At 61.8% G+C, this 20,384-nt stretch carries 18 protein-coding genes; 11 read left to right on the forward strand and 7 right to left on the reverse strand.

All coding sequences use genetic code 11. The annotated features are described in order from the left end of the window. Nucleotides 1–552: 552 nt before the first annotated feature. From CAG47_RS19715 to CAG47_RS19745, 7 genes are all read right to left on the reverse strand, one after another. Nucleotides 553–2,043, reverse strand: a complete 1,491-nt coding sequence (locus CAG47_RS19715) for a DUF1254 domain-containing protein (protein ID WP_085726513.1) — start codon at nucleotides 2,041–2,043, stop codon at nucleotides 553–555. A 134-nt stretch (nucleotides 2,044–2,177) separates the two neighbouring features. After that, the gene (locus tag CAG47_RS19720) at nucleotides 2,178–3,227 is read right to left on the reverse strand and encodes an alpha/beta fold hydrolase (protein ID WP_085726514.1); all 1,050 of its coding nucleotides are present in this window, start codon (nucleotides 3,225–3,227) and stop codon (nucleotides 2,178–2,180) included. Nucleotides 3,228–3,390: 163 nt separating this feature from the next. Then, nucleotides 3,391–4,746 (reverse strand): ATP-binding protein, encoded by a 1,356-nt coding sequence (locus CAG47_RS19725; protein ID WP_085726515.1) that lies wholly within the window; start codon nucleotides 4,744–4,746, stop codon nucleotides 3,391–3,393. Beyond that, complete coding sequence (locus CAG47_RS19730) at nucleotides 4,722–5,387, reverse strand: response regulator (RefSeq protein ID WP_085726516.1); 666 nt, start codon at nucleotides 5,385–5,387, stop codon at nucleotides 4,722–4,724. Before CAG47_RS19730 ends, CAG47_RS19725 begins: the two co-directional genes overlap by 25 nt. An 80-nt stretch (nucleotides 5,388–5,467) precedes the next feature. Next, on the reverse strand, nucleotides 5,468–5,899 hold the full coding sequence (locus CAG47_RS19735) for a hypothetical protein (RefSeq protein ID WP_085726517.1): 432 nt from the start codon (nucleotides 5,897–5,899) through the stop codon (nucleotides 5,468–5,470). A 28-nt stretch (nucleotides 5,900–5,927) separates the two neighbouring features. Then, nucleotides 5,928–6,692 (reverse strand): hypothetical protein, encoded by a 765-nt coding sequence (locus CAG47_RS19740; protein WP_085726518.1) that lies wholly within the window; start codon nucleotides 6,690–6,692, stop codon nucleotides 5,928–5,930. 142 nt (nucleotides 6,693–6,834) lie between these two features. Further along, complete coding sequence (locus tag CAG47_RS19745) at nucleotides 6,835–7,707, reverse strand: LysR substrate-binding domain-containing protein (protein WP_085726519.1); 873 nt, start codon at nucleotides 7,705–7,707, stop codon at nucleotides 6,835–6,837. Nucleotides 7,708–7,824: 117 nt separating this feature from the next. On the opposite strand from CAG47_RS19745, the gene CAG47_RS19750 reads away from it, so the two are divergent. The 11 genes from CAG47_RS19750 to CAG47_RS19800 all read left to right on the forward strand — a co-directional run bounded on the left by CAG47_RS19750 (nucleotide 7,825) and on the right by CAG47_RS19800 (nucleotide 20,379). Then, nucleotides 7,825–9,048, forward strand: a complete 1,224-nt coding sequence (locus CAG47_RS19750; protein ID WP_085726520.1) for a cyanate transporter — start codon at nucleotides 7,825–7,827, stop codon at nucleotides 9,046–9,048. An 82-nt stretch (nucleotides 9,049–9,130) separates the two neighbouring features. Continuing rightward, nucleotides 9,131–9,901: an ABC transporter substrate-binding protein gene (locus CAG47_RS19755; RefSeq protein WP_085726521.1), complete on the forward strand. Its 771-nt coding sequence runs from the start codon at nucleotides 9,131–9,133 to the stop codon at nucleotides 9,899–9,901. A 135-nt stretch (nucleotides 9,902–10,036) separates the two neighbouring features. Continuing rightward, a complete protein-coding gene (locus CAG47_RS19760) occupies nucleotides 10,037–10,726 on the forward strand; it encodes an ABC transporter permease (RefSeq protein WP_085726522.1) in 690 nt (229 codons plus the stop codon). Next, entirely contained in the window at nucleotides 10,723–11,436 is a 714-nt protein-coding gene (locus tag CAG47_RS19765; protein WP_085726523.1) for an ABC transporter permease, read from the forward strand. The genes CAG47_RS19760 and CAG47_RS19765 overlap by 4 nt, the downstream gene beginning before the upstream one ends. 25 nt (nucleotides 11,437–11,461) lie before the next feature. Next, entirely contained in the window at nucleotides 11,462–12,229 is a 768-nt protein-coding gene (locus CAG47_RS19770; protein WP_085726524.1) for an ABC transporter ATP-binding protein, read from the forward strand. Nucleotides 12,230–12,306: 77 nt separating this feature from the next. Then, complete coding sequence (locus tag CAG47_RS19775; RefSeq protein WP_085726525.1) at nucleotides 12,307–13,506, forward strand: amidohydrolase family protein; 1,200 nt, start codon at nucleotides 12,307–12,309, stop codon at nucleotides 13,504–13,506. Between the two features lie 48 nt (nucleotides 13,507–13,554). Beyond that, entirely contained in the window at nucleotides 13,555–15,039 is a 1,485-nt protein-coding gene (locus CAG47_RS19780) for an amidohydrolase family protein (protein ID WP_085726526.1), read from the forward strand. 225 nt (nucleotides 15,040–15,264) lie between these two features. Next, nucleotides 15,265–16,947 (forward strand): GMC family oxidoreductase, encoded by a 1,683-nt coding sequence (locus CAG47_RS19785; protein ID WP_085726527.1) that lies wholly within the window; start codon nucleotides 15,265–15,267, stop codon nucleotides 16,945–16,947. A gap of 185 nt (nucleotides 16,948–17,132) precedes the next feature. Further along, entirely contained in the window at nucleotides 17,133–18,689 is a 1,557-nt protein-coding gene (locus tag CAG47_RS19790) for a long-chain-fatty-acid--CoA ligase (protein ID WP_085726528.1), read from the forward strand. Nucleotides 18,690–18,723: 34 nt separating this feature from the next. Continuing rightward, nucleotides 18,724–19,908 (forward strand): lipid-transfer protein, encoded by a 1,185-nt coding sequence (locus CAG47_RS19795; RefSeq protein WP_085726529.1) that lies wholly within the window; start codon nucleotides 18,724–18,726, stop codon nucleotides 19,906–19,908. A 27-nt stretch (nucleotides 19,909–19,935) separates the two neighbouring features. Beyond that, a complete protein-coding gene (locus tag CAG47_RS19800) occupies nucleotides 19,936–20,379 on the forward strand; it encodes a MaoC family dehydratase N-terminal domain-containing protein (RefSeq protein WP_085726530.1) in 444 nt (147 codons plus the stop codon). The last annotated feature ends 5 nt before the right edge of the window (nucleotides 20,380–20,384 follow it).

The following is a 20,384-nucleotide window of genomic DNA, read 5'->3' on the forward strand; positions in this document are numbered from 1 at the left end:
ATCGAGCAGTTGTCATCAAGAACCATGCTGGCAGCACGTTGCTTGAACTCGCGGGTATAGGTCTTTCGCTCTTGCATGGAACCTCCTGATTGGGCGAATCATATCGCCCTTAAGAGGTGTCCGGGATCATTAGGCCAGTTCAGCACGCTCGCGATGGAAGCACAGGCACCGCGGGGTGTCAGGCAACCAGTGTCATCGTTAACGACCATCGCGAGCTTGCTCGCTCCTACAGGCACAGATCCTCTGTAGGAGCGAGCACGCTCGCGATGGAAGCACAGGCACCGCGGGGTGTCAGGCAACCAGTGTCATCGTTGACGACCATCGCGAGCTTGCTCGCTTCTACAGGCACAGATCCTCTGTAGGAGCGAGCATGCTCGCGATGGAAGCACAGGCACCGCGGGGTGTCAGACAGCCAGTGTCATCGTTGACGACCATCGCGAGCGTGCTCGCTCCTACAGGCGAGCATGTTCGCGATGGCGGTTGGTCGAAACAACAGGTTTATCCAGTTTTCAATTGCAGCATTGCCCCATGCCAGTTCCAACCGGGCGCCATTCAATTGGTTTTCATTACTGCCGGTGGCGTCCAGTCGCCGTCGAGGGCATCGGCTTGCGGCCAGTAGGCGCGAATGTACAACGAGAATTCGGCGTCCTTGGGCGATGGCAGCCAGTTGCTTTCCTTGTCCTTGCCCGGTGATTCGCTTTGCACGTATAGGGTCAACGAGCCGTCAGGGTTGGTTTGCAGGGACTTGTTCTTGGTGCCGATGGAATAACGCTTGAGGTCATTGGGGGCGAAGAAGTGTTGTTCGTTGTACAGCGTCAGCGACCAGAAGCCCTTGACCGGCGGCAGCTTGCCCTTGGCGAACGTGACGCTGTAGCGGTATCGGCCGTTGAGGCGCAGGCCATTCTCATCCAGGTCCTGGTAGAAGTATTTGGTCTCTTTCTGCTGATTGACGAATATGTTCGAGCGCGCGACGGCGGTACGGGTGAAATAGTCGGTTCCGAACGCTGCGCCGTTGCTTACGGTGCTCCAGTGATTGGGCAATTGCAGGCCGTAGTTGCGGAACTGCAACAGGGGGTCGATGACTTCTCTGTCGGTCTTTTTCGCCTCGTCGATCATCGCGGCGCGCAGTTGCGGGTCGGCTCTGGCGATGGCACCCAGGGCGGCCATTTGCGCGTAGCGGGCTTCTTCGCCCGGCAATGGCTTGGCATCCTTGAGCAGGGCGGGCAGATCGTCGAAGAACGTCTCCGGGTTCACCCATTTGGTTTCGCCATTGCCTTCGGCCGCCTGGGCCGGGAATTTCCGTTGTTTATTCCAGTCGCGCCTCTTGGCCTTGCCGTCGTATTGCGACAGTGGGTACATGTCGATGCCCGCCAGGGCCGGCTGAACGGCCAGGCGGTCGGTGGCGGTGTCATCCTGGAAGACCCGCGGGATCACGAACCCGGTGTTCGTGCGCGCCCGGTACACCCGTCTGATGCCAGGCGGTACCTTGCCGTTCCAGTCCGGGCCGACCAACAGGTAGAAACCTGGCTGGGTGTTATACATTTTCCCAAGTTCCGCGAAGCTGTCCGAGCGCAGGTCGACCACCTGGTACACCCAGAAGCGACCGTTGAAGTCCGGCACTTGCAGCACCACCGGTTCAATGTCCAGGGCGATGCTGCCGGCGCCGTACACCACGTCCTGGTTCGGGCAGGCCACCAACCGCTCGGCCGGGTCGATGTAGTCGCTGAGCATCGACAAGCGATTGATCGGCGCCACGGGCACGATGCCTCCCATCAAGCCGGGCTCGGGCAGGTTCTTGAACGCTTGGCGACGATTGAAGATATTGGCCATCGGCCAGGCCCAGAAGTACGCCTCGCGCGCCATCATGCGTACGTACGGCTCGGTCACTTGGGTGCCTGCAACGGGCCCTGATACCGGGCCCGTGACCGGGTTGGCGACGATGGTTTCGACTGCTTTTTTCTGGGCACCCAGCAAGGGAGGGGCGATGAACACACTGACGAAGGTCAGGGCAAAGAGGGCAGGGTGCCGAGGCAAACGAATCATAGCGCTTCCTTACCTAGATAGCAGTCGCCGAATGCAGGCGAGTTGCTGAAAAGATAGCTCAATGTTTGCCCCTGCAAGGGACCGTGGCGATGAGGGTGGTTATGCGGCAATCGCCTGCAATTGTCGGTTAGCCCTCAAAGATGATCCGCATCGATCACGGCCTTGGCGAACGCCTGCGGAGCTTCCTGCGGCAGGTTGTGGCCGACGCCGCCTTCGATCAGACGGAACTGGTACTTGCCAGTGAAGCGCTTGGCGTAATCCTCGGGGGCCGGGTGCGGAGCGCCGTTGGCATCACCTTCAAGGGTAATGCTCGGCACGCTGATGGACGGCGCCGTGGCCAGTTTCTGCTCCAGCGCTTCGTAGCGGCTCTCGCCCTGGACCAGGCCCAGGCGCCAGCGATAGTTGAACACGGTGATGTCGACATGATCGGGATTATCCAGTGCCCTGGCACTGCGGTCGAAGGTGGCGTCATCGAACGCCCATTTCGGCGAAGCCAATTGCCAGATCAATTTGGCGAAGTCATGGGTGTTTCTCTCGTAGCCGGCGCGACCGCGGTCGGTGGCGAAGTAGAACTGATACCACCACTGCAGTTCCGCCTTGGGTGGCAGCGGGTTCTTGCCGCCCGCCTGGTTGCCGATCAGATAACCGCTGACCGAGACCAGCGCCTTGACCCGCTCCGGCCACAATGCCGAGACAATGTCGGCCGAACGCGCGCCCCAGTCATAACCACCAAGCACCGCTTGCTTGATCTCCAGGGCATCCATGAAGTCGATGACATCACTGGCCAGCGCAGCCGGCTGGCCATTGCGCAAGGTTTTTTCGGAGAGGAATCGCGTATCGCCGTAGCCGCGTGCATAGGGCATCAGCACCCGATAGCCCTTGGCGACGAGCAACGGCGCAACCTCGTCATAGCTGTGGATGTCGTACGGCCAACCGTGCAGCAAGATCACCACCGGTCCGTTCGCCGGGCCTGTCTCGGCATATGCCACGTCCAGCAACCCGGCGTTGACATGCTTGAGCGGGCCGAATGGCGAGGGCGCCGCCTGAGTGGTTGCGGCAGGGGACGCTGTCGGTTGCGCGTGGGCCGCGCCGAGTACGCCGAACAGGGTCAGCGCGAGGATCGAAGGGCCGGCCAGGTGGCGGCGTGTCTTGCCGATGTTGCTGTTGCGCAGTGCGATCTTCATGGGAAGTCTCCATTACCAGCCATGGGTCAGGGGTCCGGTCTGTACCCCTTTGAACCTTGCTTGTATTGAATCGCGCCAACGTATCTGGCCTGTGTCCAATCGTCGGCCGGATGAAAGCCTGTGTATCGAGAAGAAGCGCTGACACACTGTGATACACAGGGGTTCAGCCAGCGACGCTTCTAAACTCGATCGACACACATAACCCGCGCTGAGTCGTCTCGTCCGAGAAACTCAAGCGCACGCATGCGTCCGTACGCTCGGCGATGGCCCTGACGATGGACAAGCCCAGCCCGGAGCCTGTTTCCTCGGTATCTGCACCGCGGTAGAACGGATCGAATACGCGCATTTGTTCGTCGCTGGCAATTCCCGGACCGGAATCCTTGACTTGCAGGATCACAGTGTCCCGTACCCGCGCTACCGACAGGTCGACGCGTCCACCGCAAGGCGTGTAGCGAATCGCGTTGTCCGCCAGATTCTTCACCAGGATCAACAGATCCATTTCGTCGATGACGAGCTGTACGTCTTCGGTGCTTTCAACACCGATATCGATGTTCTTGAGCTCCGCCAGGGGCAACAGGTCTTCCAGCACTCGTCGATAAATCCCAAGCACCGAGATCGTGGTCTGTGACCGCGCGGCGTTCGATTGCGCGGCGGCCAGGGCCAACAACTGATCGATCAGCTTTCTGCTGCGTTCTATGCCTCGGGACAGCGGCAGCAGACGCTCGGTGGCCTGGATCGGCATTGCAGTGGCCTTCAGTCGCTCGGCTTGCAGCGACAGGGCGGTCATGGGTGAACGCAGTTCGTGGGCGGCGTCGGCGATGAAGCGCCGCTGGGTTTCCATGGACTGCGCGACTCGCGCCAGCAGGCGATTGATGGCCACAACGAAAGGGCGGACCTCGGTGGGCAGATGCTGTTCGTCGATAGGGTGCAGGGCCTGTTGGTCCCGTCGGTCTATTTCATCGGAGAGGGTGGCAATGGGACGAAACAGCTTACGCACCAGATCGCCCACGACCAGCAACAGCACCGGAAACAGAATGAGAAACGGCAACAGGCTGCGCAAGGCGCTTTCCCGTGCTTCCCTGTCGCGCACGCCGGTCTCCTGGGCGACCACGATGCGCTCGCCGCGAGCGGTGGTGCGGGTCAGCACGCGAAAGTCTTCGTCAGCGATCTTGAGGGTCGACAAACCGTCGGCCAACGTCGTGGGGAAGGGCAGTGGCAAGACGTTGTCGTCGCTGCCGACGGCTTTGTTGCTGTCGGTCAGGTATTGCACGATGACCCTGGATTCTTCGTCGTCACCCGCGATTCTTTCTGCCGCGGGGTAGTGCAGGGTCATCTGCTGCCGATCGAACAGGATGGCCACCTGGCGCAAGGTTTCATCCTGCATTTCATGGGCCTCGTCGAGGGCCGAGACGAACGCGAACAGACCGGCCAGCAGCGCAACGACCAGGATGGCCAGGGACAGTGCGGCCGACAGCCGTAACTGGACCGAATCGCTCAAGCGCTTTTTGAAACCATCCATCCCAGACCCCTGACGTTCTTGATGACCTGGTTGCCCAGCTTGCGTCGTAGCGAGTGAATCAGAAACTCCACGGCGTTGCTTTCCACTTCATTGCCCCAGCCGTAGAGGCGGTCTTCGAGTTCCCTGCGCGAGAGGATCGCACCCGGGCGGATCAACAATGCCTGCAACAGGGCGAATTCGCGGCTGGACAACTGCACGTCGGGGTTGTCGACGGTACTGGCCTGTTTCGACACCAGGTCCAGCCTCACCACGCCGTTGTCCAGCAGTGACTGTGCGCTACCGCCTTTGCGGCGCAACACGGCGCGCATGCGGGCCAGCAGTTCGGCCATGTCGAAAGGCTTGAGCAAGTAATCGTCGGCGCCACCGTCAAGGCCACGCAGACGGTCATCGAGACTGTCCCGGGCCGTGATGATCAACAGCGGCACCGGGTTGTTGCGGGCGCGAATGCTGTCCAGTACCTCGAGCCCATCCTTGCCCGGCAGCCCGAGGTCCAGCAGCACCAGGTCGTAGGGCTGGGTCTCCAGCGCCGAGAGCGCGGTCAGGCCGTTTTTCACCCAGTCGGTCGCGTAGCTCGCATCCATCAGCGCGCCCTGGATCGCGTCTCCAATCATCAGGTCATCTTCGACCAGCAATATGCGCATGTCCCGCTCCGAAAAAAAGCGCGGCGGTCATGGCCGTCGCGCCTGTATTGAAGCACCTGTACCGGTGTTTGTCCGCCCGGTTATTGCGTGCCTTTCATCGAATCGAACGCTTTCATCAGTTCGTCCATGCGGGCCTTGCAGTCGCTCTGTTGCGGGCTGCCGGCACGCAAGGCGTCGAGCGCGCGGTCAATGGCCTTGTCCACGACATGCCAGTCGCTGGCGGCACGGGGCTTGATCCCGGCTTCGGCCGAGTCCCAGGCGCTCTCCAGGTCCTTGATGCGGGCCTTCGCGCCTGGCAGGTCGTTTTTATCGACGAGTGTGGCAACGTCGGCGGCGATGTTGCGGAATTCGGAGAGATCGCCCAGTTTCGAACCGGATTGGGCACTCATCGCTGCGGAGGACGCGCCTGCAGCAGGTTTGTCGGCGGGTTTCGAGCAACCGGCAGCGATGCTGAGCAGGAAGATCGACGAGACAATGGCGACGTGTCGAATGATGTTTTGAAAAGGGCGCATGACGATTCCTTGATGGATTATTGAAAGGTTACTCAGTGATGGAATTGCGGTTGCCGACGCTCATCTGCGCGACAGCAACCAACAGGACGATGACGCACAGGAATATCGCGCTGGTCCAGGTGGCGCCCATGCCTAAGCCACCGTAAGTCCTGGATTGGGTCAGCAAATCGCCCAGCGAGGCACCGAACGGCCGCGTCAGGATGTAGGCGATCCAGAAGGACAGCACCACATTCGCGCCAAGGCGCCAGGCCACCAGGATCGCGGCGAGCAGCGCGGCGAAAATCACCGCACCGAGGGTGAAGCCCAGACCCAGTGCTTCGGTGGCCAGGTCACCGGCGGCCGTACCGAGGGCAAAGGTGCAGAGCACGGTCGTCCAGTAGAACCATTCCCGTCGTGGCGTGACGATCTCGCGGATCGACAAGTTGTGTTCCACCCGGTACCAGATCAGAAAATTCAGTGCCAGCAGGGCGGAAAACACCACCGTGCTGGTGTACAGGCTGACGTCGAGTACGTCGGTCAGGATGTCGGTGAGCTGAGTCCCGACGATGCTCACCAGCACTACGGTCAGCCAGTAGATCCAGGGCGAACAGGCGGTCTTGCGTAGCTGGATGAACAGGGCGATGGCCAGCAACGTCGCCATGCCGAGGCTGGTCCAGCCCAGGCCGAGGCCGGCATCGACAGCGAGGAAGTCCGCGCCGGTTTCACCCACCGTCGTGGAAAAGATCTTGATCACCCAGAATGACAGCGTCACTTCGGGTACTTTGTTGAGCCATCCGGCTGTAATGGGTTTCATGGGCGGGTTGCCTCTCCTGTGCAGCGCCGAATTTCGCGCAAGGGAGAGGATACGGAGCGAAACTTAGCCGAGACTGAGCAGATGTTGTTGCCGCTCACACTGGCTTGGTTTCAGGGGGACGGAACTTGAATTTTTTGCTGCGTCAGCCGACATGGCCGGTCACCTGGGTACACAGCCTTTTCAGTTGTTCGGCCAGATCGATCACCCGGCGTGGTGCGTCGGGGCGCAGGTGCAGTGCGATTTCCAGTGCCGCCAGTTCAGGGAAGGATTCGGCCACGCCCAATCGTCGATGGCCGGGCAGTGCCAGTCGCGCAGGGAGCACGCTGACACCAAGACCATCGGCGACCGCCGAGCGCACGCTCGCGAGGCTCGCGCTGCTGTAGCCGATACGCCAGCGTCGGCCGGCGCTCTCCAGTGCGTGGATCATTTCATCGCGGTACAGGCCGCCAACCGGAAACACCACCAGTGGCAGCGGGTCGCGCTCGTACGTCGGCTCGTTGAGGCTGTCGAACCAGGCGAGCGGTTCGGGCCAGGCGGCGTGCCCCACGACCTGTCCCGGGCGTTGCTTGACCAGCACCAGGTCGTAGTCGCCGGCACAAAACTGTTGCCATAGCGTGTTGCTCAGGCCACTGCTGATCTCAAGCCTTATCGACGGGTGCGCACGGGCGAAGGCGCCAAGCGTCGGCGTCAGCAAGTCTGACGCGAAGTCCTCTGGCACGCCGATGTGCACCTCGCCCTGTGCCTGGCCTTTGCGCAGATCTTCCACCACCTCTTCCATCAACCCCAGGAGCCGACGCGCATAGCCGAGCAAGCGTTCGCCGTCCTCGGTGGTGACCACGTAGCGTCCGCTGCGGTTGACCAGCTCGCAGCCGAGTTGCTCCTCGAGCCGCTTCAACTGTTGGCTGATGGTCGACTGGCTCAGGTGCACGCGCTCACCGGCGCGGGTGAAGCTGCCGCTCTCGACCACGGCGACGAAACTCTTGAGCAGCAACGGATCGATCAGTGTCGAAGTCATTACGTTTCCCACTAATAGCCATTCGAACATTTCATTTCCGAATGATAGCACCTGCTCTTAATCTTGCGGAACGGCAGCTGATACGGCCTTTTGACCAGATTTCCCAAGGTAAATGCGATGACAAGTGACGTGACGCTGGCGCAGGAGACGGACCTGTCGCGCGCGGGTGAGGTATCACTGGCCGCACTGGTACTCCTGGTGCTCCTGGGCTTGAATCTGCGGCCATTCCTGACTTCGGTAGGTCCGGTGCTCGATCTGGTGCGCGCCGACATCGGCCTGGATTTTCGCAGCGCCGCGATGCTGACCACCTTGCCCTTCGTGCTGATGGGCCTGATCGCCTTCATTGGCATCGGTATCGCACGTCGCTTCGGCGAGAAGCGGGCGCTGGCCGGCGCATTGTTGCTCTTGATGCTCGGCTGTGCGTCCCGGGCCGTGGTCCAGAACGGCGCGCAGTTGATCGCCAGCGCCGGTATCGCCGGCATCGGCGTGGCTGTGATCCAGGCCTTGATACCGGGTGTCGCCAAACGCTGGTTTCCTGATCGGATAGCGATGGCGATGGGGCTGTACTCGGCGGCATTGGTCGGTGGCGGGGCGCTTGGCTCGCTGGCAAGCACCTGGCTGAATGCGTATGGCGGCTGGAGGTCAGGGCTTTCCATCTGGGCGTTGCCGGCCCTTGCCGTGCTCTTGCTCTGGCTGGTGTTCGCGCCACGCACAGCGCCCATCGTCGCCAGCGCACCAGCACCGGTCAAAACCTCCAGCTTCTTCAGGAATCGGCGTGCGTGGCAGTTGGCCGCGTACTTTGGGCTGACCAACAGCGGTTACTCGAGCCTGGTGGCCTGGCTGCCTTCCTTTTACCAGCAGCAGAGCATGAGCCTGCACGCCTCGGGCAACCTGCTTGCGTGGTTGGCGATGTTTCAGGCGACGGCGGCGTTCGCCATGCCGATGCTCGCCCGCCGCAGCGTTGACCGGCGCGCTGCCTTATGGCTGACGATCGCCCTGCAGGTAGCGGGTTTCGCCGGCTTCGCCCTGGCCCCCAACGCAGCGCCGTGGTTGTGGGTCGCATTGGCCGGTTTCGGCCTTGGCGGGTTCTTTTCGCTGAGCCTGATCGTCAGCCTCGACCATTTGTCCAGCGCACAGGCGGCCGGGACTTTGGCGGCCTTCGTTCAGGGGATCGGCTTTTTGCTCGCATCGAGTGCCCCTTGGCTGATCGGCTGGCTGCGGGACTCAGGCGCAAGCTTCACCACCGGCTGGTGGTTGCATATCGGGGTGCTCGGCGCGATGGCGGTGCTGACGTACAAATTCTCCCCGGCGAGCTACCGACACAGCATGCAAGCGTTGTGATCCAGGTTGAACAAATACAAAAAACCCAAACAGAACCGACCACTTCCAACCCCCCAGTATCACTGTGCCTACGGAGATTGATATGAAGAAGCTTGCTGTTTCAGTTGTTCTGGCCCTGGCCGCCAGCGGCGTGTACGCGAAAGACCTGCAAGTCATTCGCTTTGGCGTTGACCCCACTTACGCGCCGTTCGAGTCGAAGGCACCCGATGGCACGCTGGTGGGCTTCGACATCGATCTTGGCAATGCCATCTGCGAAAAGCTGAAGGTCAAATGCGTATGGGTCGAGAACTCCTTCGACGGCATCATCCCGGCGCTGAAGGCGAAGAAGTTCGACGGCATTCTTTCCTCCATGAGCGTGACCGAGAAACGCCAGGCGCAAATCGCTTTCTCCGACAAGATCAGTAATGTCCTGCCGCGTCTGCTAGCGAAAAAAGGCTCGGATCTCCTGCCAACGCCCGAATCCCTTCAAGGCAAGCGGGTAGGGATCGAGCAGGGCTCGACGTCGGAAACCTATGCCCGGGCTTACTGGGCACCCAAAGGCGTCACCCTCATGACCTACCAGAACCAGGACATGGTCTACCAGGACTTGAAGGCCGGTCGCCTGGATGCCGCGCTGCAATCGTCGGTCCAGGCCGACCTGGGTTTTCTGAAAACCGAGAACGGACGTGACTTTGCATTCGCAGGCCCCGAGTTGCGCGACCCGAAAACCCTCGGCGTGGGTGCGGGGATCGGTTTGCGCAAGGAAGACAATGAACTGCGCGAACAGATCAATGGGGCGCTTGCCGAGATCATCGCGGACGGCACTTACCAGACGATCTCCAATAAGTACTTTTCCTTTGATGTGTACAACTGATTGATCTCGATGCGTTGGCGGCGGGCCGGCTCCCCCTGTCAGCGCAGGCAGATTGATGCGGCATTCAAAAACAAGAAAAACATGATTGAACAAGGTAGGCCTGTTGGCACAACTATCCTGTTCAAGGAGAAAGTAATGTCCTTGGTAGACTATGGGCCGCTGATCGCCAGTGGCACCTGGATGACGCTGAAGCTGGCCATGTTATCGCTGCTGACCGCGGTACTGATCGGTCTGGCAGGCGCCAGTTCGAAGTTGTCGGGCAATCGGTGGCTACGCAATATCGCCACCCTCTATACCACGCTGATACGCAGTGTTCCGGATCTGGTGACCATGCTGTTGCTGTTCTACAGCATTCAGATAGTCCTCAACCATGTCACTGAAGGGCTTGGCATGGATCAGATCGATATCGATCCCTTCCTCGCGGGTGTCGCGACGCTCGGGTTTATCTACGGCGCTTACTTCACCGAGACCTTCCGGGGTGCTTTCCAGGCGGTGCCGCGCGGACAGACAGAGGCGGCCATGGCCTATGGCCTCGGCCCATGGCAGGCGTTCTCGCGTATTTTATTCCCGCAAATGATGCGTTTTGCCTTGCCTGGCATTGCCAACAACTGGCAGGTCATGATCAAGGCGACCGCACTGGTGTCCATCATCGGTCTGTCCGATATCGTCAGGGCCACCCAGGATGCCGGGAAGAGCTCCATGCAGCTGTTTTACTTCACCGTGATCGGCGCACTGATTTATCTGTTCATCACCACGGTCTCCAACGGCGTCCTGATCTGGCTCAAGCAGCATTATTCCGTCGGCATCCGGGAGGCTGAGCTGTGATCGAAATTATCCAGGAATACTGGCAAGCGTACTTGTGGTCGGACGGCGCCAACTTCTCCGGCCTGGCCATCACCTTGTGGCTGCTGGTGCTGTCGGTCGCGATCGGCTTCGTACTGTCGGTGCCGCTGGCCGTGGCTCGCGTGTCGAGAAACCGGTTCATCCGGATTCCGGTCTGGTTCTACACCTATGTGTTTCGTGGCACGCCGCTCTATATACAGCTGTTGATCATCTACACCGGTGTCTACAGCCTGAGTGTGGTGCGCGAGCACGAGTTCCTCGACATGTTCTTTCGCGAAGGCTTCAACTGCACGGTGCTGGCGTTCGCGCTCAATACCTGCGCCTACACCACGGAAGTCTTCGCCGGTGCGATCAGGTCGGTGCCCTATGGCGAGGTAGAGGCGGCGCGGGCCTACGGCCTGTCGAAGTTCAACCTGTACCGGCGCATCATCCTGCCCTCGGCGCTGCGTCGCGCACTGCCGTACTACAGCAACGAGGTGATCATGATGCTGCATTCAACCTCGGTGGCATTTACCGCCACGGTTCCCGACCTGCTGAAGGTCGCCCGCGACGTCAACTCGGCGACCTATGCATCGTTCGAGGCCTTCTTCATCGCAGCACTGTTGTACGCGGCGGTTGCATTGTCGCTTGTCTGGCTATTTCGTCGCGGTGAAACCCGCTGGCTGGCCTTCCTGAAACCACAGGCCGCCTGAAGGCCGCAAACCCAGGGTCAACACCATGTACAAACTGACCGTAGACGATCTGTACAAGAACTATGGCAACCACGAAGTGCTCAAGGGCGTGTCGATCAAGGCCAAGGCCGGCGATGTGATCAGCATCATCGGTTCCTCGGGTTCGGGCAAGAGTACGTTCTTGCGATGCATCAACTTCCTCGAACAACCGTGCGCCGGGCGCATTACGGTGAACGCCGAGGAAATCCGCACCGAGAAGGACAAGAACGGCGGGCTGCGAGTGGCCAACCAGAAGCAGCTGCAAAGCATGCGCACCAAGCTGTCCATGGTGTTCCAGCACTTCAACCTGTGGGCGCACATGTCGGTGCTGGAAAACGTTATCGAGGCGCCGATGCATGCACTTGGCCTCGGTCGCGACGAGGCGGTGGCCCGCGCACGCAAGTACCTGGCCAAAGTCGGCCTGCCGGCCAGCATGGAGAACAAGTACCCATCACACCTGTCCGGCGGCCAGCAGCAGCGTGTGGCGATCGCCCGGGCCCTGGCGATGGAGCCGGAAGTGATGCTGTTCGACGAGCCGACCTCGGCACTCGACCCCGAACTGGTCGGCGAAGTGCTGAAGGTGATGCAGTCCCTGGCCGAAGAGGGGCGGACCATGGTGGTGGTGACCCACGAAATGGCCTTTGCCCGCGAAGTGTCCAACCACGTGATTTTCCTGCACCAGGGCAAAATCGAGGAAGAAGGCAACCCGGAGCAGCTGTTCAAACACACCAAAAGTGAGCGCCTCAAGCAGTTCCTTGCCGGCAACTTGAAGTAGCCCTTGGGTGACGCCTAAAAGAGCGCCCCGTTGGCTAATCGGCGGCGGGGGCTCGCTCAAACAGTGATGAGGTACAAATGATCAATTCGTTCTGGTTGCGTAATGTCCGCCCCTATGGCGGCGAAATCGAAGACATACAGATTACCGAGGGTCGTATCGGCCATCGTCAGCCGGCCAGTGGCAACCCGGTCGCTGACGCGGACCTTGACGGGCAAGGCCAGATTCTCGTGCCGTCACTGGTAGAGAGCCACATCCACCTGGACAAGACCCTGTGGGGACAACCCTGGCGGCCGCACAGTGCCGGCCCGAACCTCAAGGCGCGCATCGCGAACGAACGGCAAATCCTGCGTGAACTGACATCGCCCATCGCCGAGCGGGCGGGTGCCTTGCTCGAGCAATGCATCGCTCGCGGCTCGCTGACCTTCCGTTGTCATGTAGACGCCGATCCCGAGCTGGGGATCGAGCATGTGCAGGCCATGCTGGAGCTGCGCGAACGCTATGCCGACCTGGTCGATATGGAGTTCGTCACCTTCCCGCAGGTTGGCCTGGTCAACCGCCCAGGGGTAGAGGCATTGATGCGCGAAGCCCTGGGGCTGGGAATCGAGGTGGTAGGGGGCCTGGACCCCTGCGGCATAGACAATGATCCGATTGCGCACCTCTCGATCCTGTTCGAGCTCGCGGACAAGTTCGATCGCGGTATCGATATCCACTTGCATGACGGTGGCGAGCTGGGGCTCTGGCAGATCGCCCGCATCGTTGATTTCACCGAACGCTATCAGCGTCAGGGGCGAGTCATGATCAGCCATGCCTTTTGCCTGGGCATGAAAGACTGGGCGCAAGTGCTGCCGTTGGCCGAACGCCTGGCGGCCAATCGAGTTTCCCTGATGACCACGGCGCCATCCGACATTGCCATTCCACCCTTTACCGAGCTGCTCTCGGCGGGGGTAAACGTCTGCCTCGGTTCAGATGGCATCCGGGATGCCTGGACCCCCATGGGCAATGGCGACATGCTCGAACGCGCAATGCTGCTCGCCTTGCGCTGCGGCATGCGCACGGACCCTGAAATCTGCACAGCGTTCGAAGCCGCCGCCAGCAATGGGGCCAGGGCACTCGGGCGCAGTGATCACGGATTGGCAACGGGGCAAACCGCCAACCTGTTGCTGCTGCCGGCACAGACACTCAGTGAAGCCGTGGTGGCTCGTCCGCTGGCGCGGACCGTGATCAGCCGCGGAGTCGTCGTGGCGAAAAATGGCAGCGTGCTCCACAGCCGCCTGTGACCCGCGAACGTTTTCCAATTTCCCCCCAGCTTGAATCGGATGCCCTGTATGACACATCACTACGACTCGAACGCCCCCTCAACAGTAGACCTGCTGATCGAGCACGGCGTGGTCATCACCGTGGACGATCAACGGCGCGTCATCGACGACGGCGCTGTGGCCGTGCTCGGCAACCGCATCGTCGCGGTGGGGCGCACGGATGAACTACGGGCTCGCTTCACGGCGGAAAAAGTCATCGACGCGCGCAACAAAGCGGTGCTCCCGGGCTTGATCGACAGCCACGCCCATGCCGGCCACGCCATGCTGAAAACCATTGGCGGCGCGGACGGCGATGCCTGGATGGAGGCTTGCCAGACCATTTACACCTCGGCCTCCGGCGTCGGGTTCTGGGAGGCCGATGCCCGGTTGTCGGCGCTGGAACGGCTCAAATGCGGGACCACCACCGGCGTGTCGCTATTGGGTGGGGGCGATTCGATCATGCGGGTCGACGACCCGGTCTACGCGCAACGTCACGCCCGGGCGATTGCCGACATCGGCACCCGCTCGGTGGTGGCCGTCGGGCCGTCGCGGCCGCCAGCGCCGCACAGCTACGTGGATTGGTCGAGCGAACCGCCCACTCGCCGCGAGGTCAGTTTCGAGACCATGTTCGAGGTCTGCGAAGAAATCGCCAGGAGCTGCGACGGCATGGGTGACGGTCGGGTGCGCATAGCCCTGACGTTGCCGGTGTACGCGCCACAATACTCACCCGAGCACCGTGAACTGGCACCGCTGTTCCGCCAGCAGGCACAGGACTATCTGGCCCTGGCCCAGCGCCATGGCCTCACGTTCACCCAGGACGGACACCGCGCCGGTACGCTGGCGCTGGCCCACCGCGAACTGGGGCTGCTCGGCCCGACATCCTTCATGTCGCACTGCATTGACCTGACCGAGGAAGACATCGCCCTGTGCCGCGAGACACAGACCAAAATCGTGCATAACCCGAGCGCCATCATGTCGATCCTGGGGCGCTGCCCGGTGCCGGAGCTGATCGAGGCCGATGTAACCGTCGCCATCGGCTCCGACGGCGCCGCTCCGGACCGTGGTTACGACATGTTCCGCCACATGTTCCAGTGCATGCATTACCACCGCCGGCATTTCCGCGACCCGGACATCCTGCCCCAGGGCAAAGTGCTGGAAATGGTCACTATCGACGCCGCCAGGGCACTGTCGATGGAACATGAGATCGGCTCGCTGGAAGTCGGCAAGAAGGCCGACATCATTCTGATCGACCTGTACAAGCCGCACCTGATGCCGATGAACATGCCGGTCCACCGTGTCACCTGCTTCGCCAACGGCGCAGACGTGTGCACCACCATCGTCGATGGCAAGGTCCTGATGGAAAACCATGTCGTACGCGCCGTCGACGAGGCCGCTGTGCTGGCCGTGGTGCAAGAGGAGTCGGAACGCATGCTGGACCGCAGTGGCTTGCGCCATCTGACTGAAGAATCGAAAAACCTCTGGCGTGCGGCACGCTACCGCCAGCCGTTGAACTAGCCGAGCGACGCCACACTGTTGTAGGAGCGAGCACGCTCGCGATGGACCTGAGAGCGCCGTGGGCTGTCAGGTTAACGACCATCGCGAGCTTGCTCGCTCCTACAGGTTCACTGTCATTGCCCAAAGTCCTCTATTTACACCCTCCAAATGGTTCGAAGGAACGATGGCGGGAAACACCCGACCACTAATACTCGCGGCTCCTCAATAACAAGAAAGGAACCGCCGATGGAAAACACCTACGACTACATCGTGATTGGCGGCGGCTCGGCCGGCTGTGCCGTGGCCGGCCGGCTGGCCGACAGTGGCAGCGAGCGCATCGCGTTGCTTGAAACCGGTGGTCACGACCACAGCCCGGCGGTGACCGTGCCTGTCGGGCTGATCACTTCCATACCCCGCGCCGGTACGCGCAACTATGCCTATGAAGGCGTGCCGCAAGCCTCCCTGGCCGACCGCGCGTCCTACCTGCCGCGCGGTCGTGGGCTGGGAGGCAGTTCCTCGATCAACGGCATGCTCTACTTGCGCGGCACGCCGTCGGACTACGACCGTTGGGCGAGCCTGGGCTGTGACGGCTGGGGTTGGAAGGATGTGCTGCCGTATTTCAAGCGCTCGGAGTGCAATGAGCGGGTCGCCGGTCGCGACGATGAGCTGCATGGCGGCAGCGGTCCCCTGCATGTGGTCGATCCTCGCTCGCCGTGCAGTGTCATGCGTAATTTCATCGAAGCGGCCGAAGCGGCGGGGCACCCGTACAACCACGACTTCAATGGCCCCAGACAGGAAGGCGTCGGTTATTTCCAGGTGACCCAGAAAGACGGCGAGCGCTGGAACTCCGCGCGGGCCTACCTGCACAAGGGCAACGCCGCCGATGCCGCCAACAACGGCGGTCGCGACCACCTGACGGTGCTGACCGACACCCAGGTGCTGCGCATCCTGTTCAACGGCAAGCGTGCCGTGGGCGTGCGAGTGCTGCGCAACGGTCAGGAGCATGTGCTGCACGCACGCCGGGAAATCATTCTCAGCGCCGGCACCTTCGGTTCGGCGCAACTGTTGCTGGCTTCGGGCGTGGGACCTGCCGCGCACCTGAAAGAGCACAACATCAGCGTCGTGCATGACGCGCCGCAAGTCGGCAAGAACCTGCAGGAACATGCCGACCTGATCATGCACAAGCGCCTGTTCAACACCGACCTGTTCGGCGTCTCGATCCGCGGCGCGCTGCGCTACGCCTACGAATGGTTCAAGTACAGGAAGCAGCGCACCGGCCTCTTCACCCGCACATTCACTGAGGCGGGCGCGTTCCTCAAGACCGACCCGAACCTGGCCGAGCCGGACGTGCAGTTGCACTTCGTGATGTCGGCGGGGGACAACCACGGCCGCACGTTCCACTACGGCCATGGTTATTCCTGCCATGTCTGTGTGCTACGCCCCCACAGTCGTGGCGAGGTCCGCCTGCGTTCGGCGGACATGCGCGACGCGCCGGTGATCGAGACCAACCTGCTGGCCGATGAGCGCGACATGGAGGTGATGCTCAAGGGCGTGCACCTTGTGAACGGCATCCTCAAGCAACGGCAATTGGCCAAACTGGGTGGCAAACCGTTGCACTACGGCCACCTCAAGCTCGATGGCAGCGACGACAACGACGTACGCGCGATGATTCGTCGCCGGGCCGACAACGTCTATCACCCGGTCGGCACCTGCCGCATGGGCAGCGATGAGGACTCGGTGGTCGACCCGCAACTGCGCGTGCGCGGGGTTGAAGGCCTGCGGGTGGCCGACGCCTCGATCATGCCGACGCTGGTAGGCGGTAACACCAACGCCCCGGCAATCATGATCGGTGAGAAAGCGGCCGACCTGATCCGGGCTTCGGCCAATGGCCAGGTGCACAAGGCATCCGAAGCGACCCTCGCGGGCTAATGCAAAGCCGCTGTCGCAGCGCGCGGCAGCGGCTTTGCAATCGATCTCTGGTCCTTTCGAACTAGCCATCGAATACGCCGCAAATTACCTCCTTCGAACCAAGAACCGCCCCCCGCATCTCCCTAAGATCGTAGTGAGTCGAGCGACTGCGAACCTGATAACAATAAGTACTTCCAGAGGCATGTATGTATTTGACACAAGGCCTGCACCGATCCCTGCAACTGAACCCGGACCGGATCGCGACGACATTCCGCGGTCGGCAACGCACCTATCGCCAGATAGGCGACCGCGTCTCCCGCCTGGCCAGTAGCCTGCGCGCCCTGGGCATGGAGGATAACGATCGCATCGGCATGCTGGCGTTGAACTCCGACCGCTACATGGAATTCATGCTCTCGGTCTGGTGGGGCGGCGGTGTGCTCAACCCGGTGAACATCCGTTGGAGCGTGCCAGAGATTGTCTACTCCCTGGACGACTGCGACACCCGTATCCTGTTTGTCGATGACAACTTCCTGCCGATGACCGAAGCCATCTGTGCGACGGCCAAGTATCCGCCACTGCTGATCCATGTCGGCGATGGACCGGCACCCAAAGGCATGCTGTCGTTCGAGCAGTTGATCGCTGAAAACGAAGCGATGAAAGACTGCAATCGCGGTGGCGACGACATTGCCGCGATCATGTACACCGGTGGTACCACCGGTCTGCCCAAGGGCGTGATGCAGAGCCATTTGAACCTGTGGTCGTCGGCGATCATGCGCATGGCCGAGCACCCGATCGTGCGCAACTCCACGACCCTGCATGTGGCGCCGATGTTCCATACCGCCGCCATGGCCCGGGTCGTGTTCCAACTGGTTTCCGGCGAAGCCCACTGCTTCATTCCGGCGTTCGAACCGCTGGAAATGCTGCAAACCATCGAGCGTGAGCGGGTGAATGAAACCCTGCTGGTGCCGACCATGTTGCAAGCGCTGCTCATGCACCCGGACTTCGGACAGTTCGATCTGAGCAGCCTGCAGCGGATTGCCTACGGCGCTTCGCCGATTGCCTTGACGGTGCTGGAACGTGCCATCGATGCGTTGCCCCGTTGCGAGTTCATGCATGCCTACGGCATGACGGAAACGTCCCCGGTGATCTGCCTCAACCCCCATCAGAACCATGGACCCGAAGGGCGTGTCAGCGGCCTGGTGCGTTCCGTTGGCCGTGCGCTGCTGGGCGTGGACCTGCGCATCGTCGACGAGCACGACAACGAGGTGCCGCGTGGCACCGTTGGCGAAATCATCCTGCGTGGCGCCAACGTGATGAAGGGCTACTGGAACCGTCCGGAAGAAACCGCCAGGACCCTGCGTGGCGGCTGGATGCACACCGGCGACGGCGGCTACATGGATGAACAGGGTTACGTGTTCATCGTCGACCGCCTCAAGGACATGATCGTCAGCGGCGGCGAGAACATCTTCTCGGCCGAAGTCGAGAACGTCATCGCCCGCCATCCGGCCATCGCCATGTGCGCCGTGATCGGTATCCCCGACGACCGCTGGGGCGAGGCGGTCCACGCGGTGGTGGTGCTCAAGCCGGGTGCCGAGCTGGGCGAAATCCCGCTCATCGACCATTGCCGCCAGCACATCGCCGGCTACAAATGCCCGAAAACCGTGGCGTTCGCCAGCGGCCTGCCGCTGTCCGCCGCCGGCAAGATCCTCAAGCGCGACCTGCGCGAACCTTACTGGAAAGACCGGGCCCGGGCCGTCAACTGATACCCGTCAGCCATCCATCCCTCAGGAGTGAAACATGAGCAATAAAGTTGTGGTTGCCGGCGTCGGCATGATCCCTTTCAGCAAACCGGGGCAGAGCGATGATTACCCGGTGATGGGCGCTGCGGCGGCCAAGCGTGCACTGGCCGATGCCGGTATCGATTACGCCCTGGTACAGCAGGCGTATGTCGGCTACGTGTTCGGTGATTCCACCTCCGGCCAGGCGGCCATTTACGGCGTGGGCCTGACCGGTATTCCGGTGATCAACGTCAACAACAACTGCGCCACCGGCTCCACCGCGCTGTTCCTGGCGCGCCAGGCCGTCGAAAGCGGGGCCATCGACTGCGCCATTGCGCTGGGCTTCGAACAGATGGTCCCGGGCGCCCTCAAAGGCGCGTGGACCGACCGTCCGGGCCCGATGGAGCGCTTCGCCAAAGTCATGGCCGAGGTGCAGGGCTACGACGAGCAAGCCCCGCGTGCCGCACAGTTCTTTGGCGGTGCGGGCCGTGCCTACATGCGTGAATACGGCATCAGCCCGGAAACTTTCGGCCGTATCTCGGTCAAGGCGCGCCGTCACGCGGCCAACAATCCGTACTCGGTGTTCCGCACCCCGATCACCCTGGAAGAAGTCATGGCTTCGCCAACGGTGTTCGACCCGATGACCCGCCTGCAATGCTGCCCGCCGACTTGCGGTGCCGCTGCAGCCATCATCTGTTCCGAAGCCTTCGCCTTGAAGCATGGCCTGGACACCCGAGTCGTCATCGCCGGCCAGGCCATGACCACCGACCGCAACAGCACCTTCGATGAAGCCGACATGCGCAAGGTGGTTGGCTATGACATGACCCGCAGCGCCGCCCTGAGCGTGTACGAGCAAGCCGGCGTCGGCCCGTCGGACATCGGTGTGGTCGAGTTGCATGACTGCTTCACCGCCAACGAGTTGATTACCTATGAAGGCCTGGGCCTGACCCCGGAAGGCACCGCCGAAAAGTTCATCCTCGACGGCGACAACACCTACGGCGGCCGCGTGGTCACCAACCCGTCCGGTGGTCTGCTTTCCAAGGGCCACCCGTTGGGCGCCACCGGTCTGGCGCAGTGCGCCGAACTGACCTGGCAACTGCGCGGCACCGCCGAAGCCCGTCAGGTCGAGGGCGTGCGCTTTGGCCTGCAGCACAACCTGGGCCTGGGCGGTGCTTGCGTGGTCACCCTGTACCAGCGTCAGTAATCAACGATAGCCAACGGAGACCTGCGCATGATCGATAAAAGCCATATCGGCACTGTGGTATCGCGCCACACCGTGGAAGTCGAAGCCGGCCGCCTGCGCTTTTTCGCCAAGGCCATCGGCCAGGGCGACGAACGCTACACCGACCTCAACGCGGCCCGCGTGAGGGGCGATGCGAACCTGGCGGTGCCGCCGACCTTCCTGTTCTGCCTGGACATGGACGCGCCCAACCCACGCGCGACCATGGACCTGTTGGGCATCGACATCGGCAAGGTGTTGCACGGTGAACAGAGCTTCACCTACCACCGCATGGCCTTTGCCGGCGAGCGCCTGAATTTCGAAGGACGCATCGTCGATATCTACGACAAAAAGGGCGGCGCCCTGGAGTTCGTGGTGCGCGAAACCCGCGTCACCAACGAAGCCGGAGAGCTGGTGGCGGAACTGCGCAACAGCCTCGTCGTGCGCAACGGTTAAGGAGC

The sequence above is a fragment of the Pseudomonas sp. R37(2017) genome (genome assembly GCF_002113375.1).
Taxonomy (GTDB): domain Bacteria; phylum Pseudomonadota; class Gammaproteobacteria; order Pseudomonadales; family Pseudomonadaceae; genus Aquipseudomonas.